At 45.2% G+C, this 11,863-nt stretch carries 10 protein-coding genes; 9 read left to right on the top strand and 1 reads right to left on the bottom strand.

From position 1 onward, the window contains the following. The first annotated feature begins 11 nt into the window (after positions 1–11). Complete coding sequence (locus NI469_RS04645; protein WP_005100339.1) at positions 12–1,223, top strand: 3-oxoadipyl-CoA thiolase; 1,212 nt, start codon at positions 12–14, stop codon at positions 1,221–1,223. Positions 1,224–1,344: 121 nt separating this feature from the next. Here NI469_RS04645 and NI469_RS04650 read toward each other — a convergent pair whose 3' ends face one another. Next, positions 1,345–1,782 (bottom strand): PaaI family thioesterase, encoded by a 438-nt coding sequence (locus NI469_RS04650; protein ID WP_253174522.1) that lies wholly within the window; start codon positions 1,780–1,782, stop codon positions 1,345–1,347. Positions 1,783–1,892: 110 nt separating this feature from the next. Here NI469_RS04650 and NI469_RS04655 point away from each other — a divergent pair, with 110 nt between their 5' ends. The 8 genes from NI469_RS04655 (at position 1,893) to NI469_RS04690 (ending at position 11,639) form a co-directional block, all read left to right on the top strand. Further along, positions 1,893–2,648, top strand: coding sequence for a class II aldolase/adducin family protein (locus tag NI469_RS04655; RefSeq protein WP_174894725.1), 756 nt, complete (start codon positions 1,893–1,895; stop codon positions 2,646–2,648). Next, a complete protein-coding gene (locus NI469_RS04660) occupies positions 2,645–3,568 on the top strand; it encodes a 2-hydroxyacid dehydrogenase (RefSeq protein WP_253174523.1) in 924 nt (307 codons plus the stop codon). Before NI469_RS04655 ends, NI469_RS04660 begins: the two co-directional genes overlap by 4 nt. A 37-nt stretch (positions 3,569–3,605) precedes the next feature. Further along, positions 3,606–4,394, top strand: a complete 789-nt coding sequence (locus NI469_RS04665; protein ID WP_253174524.1) for an enoyl-CoA hydratase-related protein — start codon at positions 3,606–3,608, stop codon at positions 4,392–4,394. An 11-nt stretch (positions 4,395–4,405) separates the two neighbouring features. Then, a complete protein-coding gene (locus NI469_RS04670; RefSeq protein ID WP_253174525.1) occupies positions 4,406–5,386 on the top strand; it encodes an NAD(P)H-dependent flavin oxidoreductase in 981 nt (326 codons plus the stop codon). A gap of 211 nt (positions 5,387–5,597) precedes the next feature. Continuing rightward, positions 5,598–7,400, top strand: a complete 1,803-nt coding sequence (locus NI469_RS04675; RefSeq protein ID WP_253174526.1) for an acyl-CoA dehydrogenase C-terminal domain-containing protein — start codon at positions 5,598–5,600, stop codon at positions 7,398–7,400. Between the two features lie 129 nt (positions 7,401–7,529). Next, entirely contained in the window at positions 7,530–8,369 is an 840-nt protein-coding gene (locus NI469_RS04680; RefSeq protein WP_253174527.1) for an alpha/beta fold hydrolase, read from the top strand. A 15-nt stretch (positions 8,370–8,384) separates the two neighbouring features. Next, positions 8,385–9,881: a flavin-containing monooxygenase gene (locus tag NI469_RS04685; protein ID WP_253174528.1), complete on the top strand. Its 1,497-nt coding sequence runs from the start codon at positions 8,385–8,387 to the stop codon at positions 9,879–9,881. A 75-nt stretch (positions 9,882–9,956) separates the two neighbouring features. Further along, the gene (locus tag NI469_RS04690) at positions 9,957–11,639 is read left to right on the top strand and encodes an AMP-binding protein (RefSeq protein ID WP_253174529.1); all 1,683 of its coding nucleotides are present in this window, start codon (positions 9,957–9,959) and stop codon (positions 11,637–11,639) included. The last annotated feature ends 224 nt before the right edge of the window (positions 11,640–11,863 follow it).

The following is an 11,863-nucleotide window of genomic DNA, read 5'->3' on the forward strand; positions in this document are numbered from 1 at the left end:
GAATAACACTCATGTTAAATGCATATATTTATGATGGTTTACGTTCGCCAATCGGTCGCCATGCAGGCAGTCTGGCAAGCGTACGTCCAGATGATCTGGCAGCAACAGTCATTAAAAACCTGCTGGAAAAAACCGGTATCCCGGCAGCAGATGTAGAAGATGTAATCTTTGGGAGTACCAATCAGGCCGGTGAAGACAGCCGTAATGTGGCACGTTTTGCAGCATTGTTAGCGGGTATGCCGGTAACAGTTCCGGGGCAGACGGTAAACCGCTTATGTGCATCAGGTCTCGGTGCTGTGATTGATTCGGCACGTGCCATCACTGCAGGCGAAGGCGAGTTGTACATTGCTGGTGGCGTAGAAAGTATGACCCGCGCGCCTTTTGTGATGGGCAAAGCAGAAAGCGCGTATTCACGTGATGCCAAAATTTATGACACCACGATTGGTACCCGTTTCCCGAACCGTAAATTTACGGATCAGTTTGGCGCGCACAGCATGCCTGAAACAGGTGATAACGTGGCTGAAGAATTCGGTATTAGCCGTGAACAGGCTGATACCTTTGCCGCTGCATCACAGGCAAAATATCAGGTAGCGAAAGAAGCAGGTTTCTTTGCAGGTGAAATTACCCCGATTGAAGTTTCTCAAGGACGCAAATTACCGCCTAAACAAGTCACAGAAGATGAACATCCGCGTGCTTCTTCAACATTTGAAGCTTTATCCAAGTTAAAACCGCTATTTGAAGGTGGTGTAGTAACAGCAGGTAATGCATCAGGAATCAATGACGGCGCTGCAGCACTGATTATCGGCAGTGAAAAAGTTCAGGAACAGTATGGCTTAAAACCTTTGGCGCGTATCCTGTCTTCTGCAGCAGCCGGCATTGAGCCGCGCATCATGGGTGCAGGCCCAATTGAAGCGATTAAAAAGGCAGTACAACGGGCTGGTTTAACTCTGGACGATATGGACATAATTGAGATTAATGAAGCCTTTGCCAGTCAGGTATTATCTTGCCTGAAAGGTCTGGATGTCGCTTTGGATGATCCGCGTGTCAATCCAAATGGTGGTGCGATTGCCATTGGTCATCCACTAGGCTGTTCGGGCGCACGCTTGGCATTAACAGTGGCGCGGCAGTTACAGCGTACCGGTAAAAAATATGCTGTGATCAGCTTGTGTATTGGTCTGGGTCAAGGCTTGGCAATGGTGATTGAGAACCCTGAAGCTGCATAACAGTTTTAGTCATCGCCTAAATGTCATGTATCTATGATATGCATGGCATTTTTTATTGGGATTTTTCTTTCAAAATAAAAATCCCTGCACATGCAGGGATTGATTACATCACTGTAATGATTTACTTACGGGCAGTGACTAATAAAGTCGCTGAACCAAAAGCATAAACTTTACCTTCTTTATCGATAATTCGGCCTTCTGAGGTCAGTACATTACGCCCGATCCGGATGACTTCACCAATAGCTGTATAGGTTTCGCCGTTTTTCATCGCTTTCAGCATTTTTACATTCAGGTCAATGGTCGAGAAACTGACACCTGCATCTACTGTCGTATGCACGGCAGCGCCAGTGGCACTATCTAGAACCGTTGCACAAAAGCCGCCATGAATTCCACCCTGTAAATTGTAATGGCGCTGATCAGGACGCACCTCATATTCCACATAGTTTTCGCGCACCAAGGTCAGACGCATGGGAATAATTTCACTCATGGCTGAACTGGGAATTTCCCCATTTTTAATTGCGGTGAGATATTCAAGTCCGTTTAATTGTGATATTGGCATATCAACTCCTTGTAATGATTTATTTCGCCTTATGAAATAATATTCTGTTTTTCCAAAATTATGATATAACAGATAGTGATCGAAATGCTATATTTTTCCAGGATGGAATGATGACAATAAAAAATCTCGTCACAGATGCTGAATGGCAGGCACGCTGTGAACTGGCAGCGCTTTATCGCATTATTGCGCATTATCGGATGACTGACCTGATTGATACCCACATCAGTCTAAGAGTCCCAGATCAACCAGACTGTTTTCTGATTAACCAATATGGTGTCGCATTTGAAAAAATGCGTGCCTCAACGCTGGTAAAGATTAATCACGAAGGGCAGGTCGTAGAAAGCTATGAACAGGACAAGCCGGTGAATATGGCTGGCTTCGTCATCCACTCCGCAATTCATGAAGCACATGCTCATCTGAACTGTGTTATTCATACGCATACCGCAGATGGCATAGCAGTTTCTGCACAGAAACACGGACTTCTTCCCATTTCCCAGCACGCCATGAAGTTTTATCAGCATGTGGCCTATCACGAATATGAGGGCGTTGCATTGTCAACAGATGAACAGGAACGCCTGATTCAGGACCTGGGCGGCCATCGCGCCATGATTTTACGTAATCACGGACTTTTAACAGCTGGGGAAACCATTGCACGGGCTTTTCATGAAATCTATTTCCTGGAGCGTGCCTGTCAGGCGCAGGTGAAGGCCTTAAGTGGCGGTGCCGAACTGCATTATCCAGCAGAAGAAGTCCGAATTAAAACTGCCAAGCAGTTCGCCAGTCCCTTAGTTGAACCGATTTTACAGCGTGCCTGGCAGGCTGCGTTATCCCTGATTGAGCATCAATATACGGAGTATGCATCATGATCGTGATTTCCAGTACTATGCCGAATATTGAGGCCATTCTGGTGAAGTCTTTTCAGAAATATGCGCCTGAGGGCAGTTTTTGTACACTGGACAGCCCGGAAGCTGAACAGGCGACCACAGCAGCTTCGTGGTTTCCAGATCTGGAAAAACTCCGGCAACTTCCAGAACTTGGTCTGATTCATTCGATTGCTGCGGGGGTCGAACATTTAAATTTAAACGAGATTAGATCTGACCAGTCAGTATGTCGGGTACTGGATCCACATCATCAAAAAGGCATGTTTGATTATCTGCTCTGGGGCGTGCTGTATTTCCAGCGTTATTTTGACTGCATGATCCAGCAGCAAAAGCAGCAGCTATGGAAACAGTATCGTCAAAGTTATAGCCATCATATCCAGATCGGGATTATGGGCCTTGGCCATATGGGCGGTTATGCGGCAAAACGTTTTGCCGACATGGGCTATCAGGTGTCTGGGTGGTCCAATTCCCCAAAAGAGATTGCTCAGGTCAAAAGCTATGTAGGCCAAGAACAGCTTTCCGAGTTCCTGGCCCACAGCCAGATCCTGATTAATCTGCTACCACTTACTGAAGAGAATACCGGCATTCTTTCTGCTGAATTATTTCAGCAGTTACCTGAACAGGCGGCATTAATTCATGTCGGGCGAGGCCAGCATTTAATCGAGCAGGATCTACTCAATGCACTGGATTCCGGCCACTTACGTGGTGCAATCCTTGATGTATTTGAAGAAGAGCCTTTAACTCAGGATAATCCATTCTGGCAGCATGAAAAGATCGTAGTTACGCCACATGTCGCCTCACATGCACCCATGTCTGTGGTAGTGGAACAGATTCTGGAAAATGACCGACGCTTAAATCTCGGGCTGGATTTGTGCCATCAGGTAGATGTCAATAAAGGCTATTAATTGTAGGGATACAGGCAAAAAAATAAGGAAATTGATGATGTGGGAAACGATTCAAACTCAGGTTCAGCAAGGCGTCGCAACCTTAAGCTTTAACCGTCCGGATTCACTCAACAGTTTTAACCGGCAAATGCATGAGGAAGTGCAGCAGGTGCTGAAAAACTGGAATACAGATCCGGATATTCGAGTGATTGTGATTCGCGGCAAAGGCCGGGCGTTTTCAGCGGGACAGGATTTAAAAGAACGTGCTGGACAGCTCGGCAATGTGCCTTTGCCACCGCAAGGCTCGCTGGCCAAATACTATAATCCCTTGATTAATCTGATCCGCCAGAGTCCCAAACCGGTAATCGCAGCAGTGAATGGTGTGGCTGCTGGTGCAGGTGCCAATATCGCGCTGGCCTGTGATCTGGTCATTGCCAAGGAAAGTGCCCGATTTATTCAGGCCTTTTCTAAAATTGGCTTGATTCCTGATGCCGGTGGCACCTGGATGTTGCCACGTTTAATCGGTTATGCACGTGCCATGGCACTTACTTTTCTGGGGGAACCGGTGCATGCCAAAGAGGCCGCTGAAATGGGCATGATCTGGAAAATGCTTCCAGATACAGAATTTGATGCTTATATCGACGACATTGCACACCGATTATCTCAACAGCCGACTTATGCGCTGGCTTTAACCAAACAGGCCTTGCAACGCAGTGCTGAAAATAACATAGACCAGCAACTGGAGCTGGAACAAAACCTGCAATATCTGGCTCTGAGCAGTCAGGACTATAAAGAAGGTGTCCAGGCTTTTGTCGAAAAACGCCCTGCACAATTTACCGGATGCTAAGGAGAGCATTTATGAAAATTCAGACCCGTATTACCGAGCTTTTAGGCATTCGCTATCCAATTATTCAGGGCGGCATGATGTGGGTCGGTACCGCAGAAATGGCCAGTGCCGTATCTAATGCAGGTGGTTTGGGAACATTAACGGCATTGACTCAACCGACGCCTGAAGCCTTGGTCAAGGAAATTGCACGCTGCCGAGAAATGACCGATCAGCCTTTTGCGGTCAATCTGACTTTATTGCCCGCTGTGAATCCGCCGCCATATGCAGAATACCGACAGGCGATCATTGAAAGCGGTATCAAGATCGTAGAAACAGCAGGCAACAAGCCTCATGAACATATTGAGATGTTTAAGCAGCATGGCATTATTGTCATTCATAAATGTACTTCCGTTCGTCATGCACTTTCAGCACAAAGAATCGGCGCGGACGTGATCTCGATTGACGGTTTTGAATGTGCCGGGCATCCGGGTGAAGATGATATTCCTGGTCTGATCCTGATTCCTGCGGCAGCAGATCAGCTTACTGTGCCGATTGTGGCCAGTGGCGGTTTTGCCGATGGTCGTGGTTTGGTGGCAGCATTGGCTTTGGGGGCTGAAGGCATCAATATGGGTACACGCTTTTGTGCCACTCAGGAAGCGCCGATCCATCCAAATATCAAGCAGTTCTATGTCGATAATGATGAAAGGGCGACACATCTGCTGTATCGACAGTTCCGAAATACCGCCCGTGTTGCCAAAAATGCGGTATCTGATCTAGTGGTTAAAATGAGTGAAGATCCAAATCTGCAATTTGAACAAATTCGGCCTTATGTTAGTGGCTTAAAAGGCAAGCTCGCTTTAGAAAATGGAGATATTGATGCTGGTGTACTGACTGCAGGTCAAGTGATGGGATTGATTCATGACATTCCGACTTGTCAGACGCTGATTGAAAATATTATGCAGGAGGCAGAGCAGATCGTTCATCAGCGTTTAGCTCAATTTTTTCCACGTTAATCAGCCTTAGTGCAGTCGCTGTATAGAAAAGCCATTCCACCATGAATGGCTTTTTTTCATTCTGTATATTTTTTATTTTTAAATGGGAAATTTCATCGAATGACTAGATTTTATTCTTTAAATTATATTATAGTGGATTTAAAACATAATTTCGTATTATGAAATTAATTGTCATAAATATATAAATTAGAACTCATACAAGGGAATTACGATGAGAAATTATATTGCACCATTAAAAGACATGAAGTTTGTGCTGGAAGACCTGTTAAACGTTGAACAGAAATATCAGGGCTATGCAAAATTCGCAGACAAGGTTTCTATGGATATTATGGAGCAATATCTGGAAGTCGCTGCGGACTTTTGCCAAAACGAACTTCTACCGATTAATGCGACAGGCGACCAGCAGGGTTGCCGTTTGCAGGATGGCGTCGTAACCACCCCGGATGGGTTTAAAGCAGCTTATGACAAATATGTAGAACTCGGCTTTACCTCATTAACTGGTGACGAAGCATATGGCGGTCAGGGCTTCCCGACCTTATACCGTATTGCCATTTCTGAAATTATTACCGCAACGAACTGGTCTTGGGGCATGTACCCAGGCCTGTCCCATGGTGCCATGCGTACTTTAGAGCACCACGGTAGCGATGAACAGAAACAGAAGTTTCTGGTACCTTTAATTGCAGGCCGCTGGACTGGAACCATGTGCTTGACTGAATCTCATGCCGGTTCTGACCTAGGTTTAATCCGTACCAAAGCAGTGCCAAATGAAGACGGCAGCTATAGCATCAGTGGCGAGAAAATCTTTATCTCAGCCGGTGAACATGATCTGGCTGAAAATATCGTGCATATCGTATTGGCACGTTTGCCAGATGCACCTGCGGGAACCAAAGGTATTTCGCTGTTTATTGTGCCGAAATACAATCTGGATGAAGCTGGTAATGTGGCTTCCCGTAATGGCGTGGTATGTAGCGCTCTTGAACACAAGATGGGCATTCACGGTAACGCGACCTGTGTGCTGAATTTTGATAATGCCAAAGGTTTCCTGATCGGGCCTGAAAATCGCGGCCTGAACTGCATGTTTACCTTTATGAACTCGGCACGTATCGGTACAGCCATTCAAGGCTTGGCAGCAGCAGAATCTTCTTATCAGGGTGCATTGGCTTATGCCAAAGACCGTCTGGCCATGCGTTCACTGGAAGGTGCGAAAGCGCCAAACCAGCCTGCAGATCCGATTATCGTGCATCCGGCAGTACGCAATATGCTGCTGACTCAAAAGGTGTTTGCAGAAGGTTCACGTGCACTTGCATATTATCTGGCGACCTATGCCGATATCGCTGAAGCCACTGACAGCCCGGAAGAAAAGAAAGCAGCTGAAGACCGTCTAGCATTATTAACCCCTATTGCCAAAGCATTAATGACTGAAACCGGCATAGAAGCGGCTAAACATGGTATGCAGGTTTTCGGTGGTCACGGTTATATTGCTGAACATGGCATGGAACAGATTGCCCGTGATGCACGTATTGCCAGCCTCTACGAAGGAACCACTGAAATTCAGTCCATTGACTTGCTGGCACGTAAAGTGCTGGGCTCAAAGCTGGGTCTGCTGACCGCATTAACCGATGAAATTCAGGGCTTTGTAAAAGAACATCAGCAAGATGTCCAGTTGAGCCAGCAAGTTGCACAAGTCAGCCAGTTGACTGAACAATGGCTGGAATTAACTAAAACCATTCAGGAACAGGCTCAACAGTCTGCCAATCAAATTGGGGCAGCATCAGTTGACTACCTATATTTCTCTGGTTATGTCGTGTCCGCTTATTTGTGGCTGAAAATGGCGATTACGGCACAGCAGAAAATTGAAGAAGGCAATACTGATCCCTTCTATGCAGCCAAGATCAAAACGGCACAATTCTTCTTTGCACGTATTTTGCCAAGAACTTCAACCCACCTTGCCAATATTCAAGCGGGTGGTGAAAGCCTGTTTTTACTTGAACCTGAAGAGTTTAAATTCGATTAAAGCTTTTGACCCACGATACTCGTGTCGTGGGTCTTTTTTTAATAATTTTTGCATCCTAACCTCATTCAAATATTGAGAGTTATTCTTCGGTATTGAATAAACCATAAAATAACAAGATCAGGAGTCTATATGGATTTAGACATGATTACTCAACAGTGTCCTTATGCTGATCTGCAGCTTACTTTTCATGAAGTCGGACAGCGTTCTGCATTTCCCACCATTATTCTGATTCATGGCACCGGTGGAAATACCGACAAGCATTTCAGTTATATTTTTCCGATGCTGGGTATTCATCAACGGGTTTTATCCATTGATTTACATACCCCCGATAAAGCTGATCTAAAGGTGACCGATTTTAGCCAACAAGTTGAAGCACTGATTCAGCATGTGGTTGCAGAAGATGAAACCATTACAGTGGTCGGCTATTCACTCGGTGCAGTGATTGCTGCACAAGTAGCAGCCAGTTTAAAACAGCGCGTAGCGCGTTTGATCCTGTTAGCCGGTTGGGCCAAAACCAGCTCGGTGCAACAACTACGTACTGTCATTTGGCAGCAATTATTTACTGAACAATCTGCGGCCTTGCCGCATTTTGTCAATTATTGCCTGTATAGCGATGATTATCTGTCTGCACGAAGCGAACAGCAGGTGTTGGATCTGGCACGCTTTGTCAAACCTTCCCAAGATGCAGCCAAACAGCGTGAACTGAATTATCGCATTGATATTACATCGATCTTGCCTGAGATTCGTGCAGAGACGTTGATTGTGGCTTGCCGTGAAGACCGCATGGTGCCTGTAGCGCAAGCTAAACTGCTGTTTGCTTCAATTTCGAACAGTCGCTATATCGAAATTTCTTCAGGACATGTGCTCTATGTCGAAGCGCCAGCAGAGGTGGTGCAACTGGTGAACCAGTTTAGCCAGCATCCACAGCAGTATCCGGCCAATCAAAAAATCCAGCCGTCGATGCCTTAAAACAGGAGAAAAATAATGCAAGCTCCAGTACAGCGCAACAAAATTTTAATCGTAGGCAGCGGTTTTGGTGGTTTGGGCATGGCAATCCGTCTGAAACAGCAGGACATTCACGATTTTAAAATCATAGAACGTGCCGCAGAAGTGGGTGGAACCTGGCGTGACAATACCTATCCCGGTGTCGCCTGTGACGTACCCTCCCATTTATATTCTTTTTCTTTTATTAAAAATCCGGACTGGTCACGCATCTTTCCGCAAGGGGCAGAAATCCAGCGCTATTTAATTCAGTGCTGTGATCAGGAGCAGATTCGTCCACATATTGATTTTCATACGTTGCTGGAAAAAGCCAGCTGGAATGCCAAAGAACGCATCTGGGAAATTCAGACCTCCAAAGGCCCGTATCAGGCAGATTTTTTAATGACTGCAACCGGGCATCTGGCAGATGAGCATCTCCCGAAAATTCCGGGGCTGGAAGAATTTGAAGGCCAAGTGATGCATTCCGCGCGCTGGAACCACGAGCTGAATCTGGAAAATCAACATGTCGTTGTGGTGGGTTCTAGTGCTTCTGCCATCCAGCTTGTGCCGGAAATTGCAAAAACTGCCAAAAGCCTGACTGTCTTGCAACGTAGTGCGCCCTATATTTTGCCCCGACCAGACCGACCTTATTCTGAGTCAGAAAAACAGCTTTTTCGCAAAGATCCGGACAGTATGACAGCCTTAAGACATTCCTTGTTTTGGGGCAATGAATACAATTTTGCCCAGCGCCGTAATCTGAAAAGCCAGATTGAGCGGGTCAAGAAAAACTGCCTGCAATTCTTAAAACATCAGATTTCAGATCCTGAATTACAGCGCAAACTTACGCCGAATTATGAACCTGGTTGTAAGCGCTTATTGCTTTCTAATGATTATTATCCGACTTTTCTAAAACCAAATGTCACACTTGAAGACTCAGCATTGGCAGAAGTTATGAAAGACGGTGTATTAAGCCAGGCTGGAAATAAATTTTCTGCAGATATCATCGTATTTGCGACAGGATTTGAAGCGGCACGTCCACCCTATGCCGCAAAGGTGGTGGGTAAACAGGGTTTAAGCCTGGAGCAGCAATGGTCCAGCGGTATGCAGGGTTATCAGTCAACGACCGTACACAACTTTCCAAACCTGTTCATCCTGAATGGGCCAAATACAGGCAGTGGGCATAATTCAGCGCTTTATTTTCTGGAAACCCAGTTTGATCTGGTACTGGATGCCTTGCAGTTTTTTGAGCAGGAACAGATTCAGGTCTTTGAAGCAGATCAAGAGGCTGAAAATAGCTATATGCAGGATCTACAGCAGCTTTCGCAAGGTAGTGTCTGGTTATCGGAAAGCTGTAAAAGCTGGTATCTGGACCCGGTCAGTCGCCAGCTGACTTTGGTCTGGCCGGATTATGCTCATTCATTTAGGGATAAAAATCAGCATTTTATTCGTAGCGGTTATCACTATCAGTATGTTGAATCGAGACAGCAGAAAGTGGTTTAAAAATATGTAATTAAAATCAAAATCTTATGGTTTAAATAATACAAATAAATGTAAATCCAGGACAGGAGTATAGTCATGAGCAGTCAACTATGGATGGAAGAATATAAAAAGTGGAATATCAATCCGGAGTTTACCCGGCCAGATCCTGAGAAAACCCTGAGCACGACAATTGCTGAGAATCTGCTGAAATTTCAGGATAAAACTGCATTTATCTATCTGGATCGTAAATTCAGCTATCACGATATCGATGTCTATAGCCAGAAACTGGCAAGCTATTTACAGAGTCTTGGGCTGACTGCTGGCAGCCGTATTGCGGTGATGTTACCCAATATTATTCAGTATCCAATTGCGACCTTTGCCATTATTCGTGCGGGTTATGTGCTGGTCAATGTCAACCCCATGTACACCCAGCGCGAGCTCTATCATCAGCTACAGGATTCAGGTACAGAAGCCTTGATTATCTTGGGACAGACTTTGGAGCAATTAACAGCACTAGATGAATGTCCTCAACTCAAATATGTCATTTCAACGCATCCGCTGGATTTTATTCAAGAGCAGCCAAGTGCTATTTATAGTCAGGCAGCACAATATCAGGATAAACAATTTTCTGACTTTAGGCAGTCAATAAATCAGGTAGAGATTATTGATTTTGAACCGCCTGTACAGTATCAGGAAGATACGGTCATTCTGCAATACACGGGAGGTACCACAGGTGTTTCTAAAGGCGCAGAACTGAGCCATCGCAATATTCTATTTAATATCGCCCAGAACAGTACCGTGTTTATCAGCCATTTTGGTGACCGCTATGCCGCTGAAAATGAATATGTATTCTGTGCCTTGCCGCTGTATCACATTTATGGATTTACCATCTGCCTGTTCAGTTATGGTTTAAGCCGAGGTTTCGCCAATGTCCTGATTCCTAATCCGAGAGATCTGGATGCTTTGGTGGATCAATACCAGAAACATCCACCGACCGTTTTCCCCGGGGTGAATACCATGTTTAATGCTTTGGCGCATCATTCACGTTTTCGTGAACTGGATCATTCAAACCTAAAAACCACAACCGGCGGGGGAGCATCTATTCTGAAAAATACGGCAGAGTTATGGTATGAGGTCACAGGCTGCCAGATTTATGAAGGTTATGGACTTTCTGAAACCTCACCCACTGCAACTTTTAACCCGCCTTTAAGCCGGCGATTTAGTGGCACGATTGGCTTGCCATTGGCAGGGACTGAAATTCTGATTCTGAATGATGAAGGAAAACCTGTAGAGCTTAATCAGGCTGGAGAAATAGCCATACGTGGTCCACAGGTGATGAAAGGATACTGGCAGCAAGCCGAAGCAACAGCACAGGTATTTACCAAAGATGGATTCTTCCTGACAGGTGATATCGGTTGTATGGACGAGCAGGGCTATATCACCATTCTGGACCGAAAAAAAGACATGATTCTGGTGTCCGGATTTAATGTTTATCCCAATGAGCTGGAAGGCGTACTGTCCAAACACCCTAAGATACTGGAATGTGCAGTGATTGGTATTGATGATGAAAAATCTGGACAGGTACCCAAGGCATTTATTGTGAAACAGGATGAAACTCTAACCCAAGATGAAATCATGACTTATCTGAAGCAGCAACTGACCAGTTATAAATTGCCGAAATACATTGAATTTGTGTCCGAACTACCAAAGTCTGCAGTAGGCAAAATTCTGCGTCGTGAACTGCCTCGTACTGTTCAGCCCAGCGCTAAGGCCTGTTAAGGAATGATCTAATCCATTATCTTTAAAATAAAAAAGGAATCGCAAGATCACTGCTGTCCCATAGTTTGCTTTAAATAAAAAAACCTGAGTCCTAACAGTTAAAATATGAGTGTAAACAAACACTTTAACGACTAGGATTCAGGTTTTGTCACATCAGAATACCGTATTTCATGAGCTAATTAAACCTGTTGTGCGACAGGATTTTGAACAACTTGCTAAAGTAC

This window comes from Acinetobacter lwoffii, assembly GCF_024129735.1.
GTDB lineage: Bacteria > Pseudomonadota > Gammaproteobacteria > Pseudomonadales > Moraxellaceae > Acinetobacter > Acinetobacter lwoffii_H.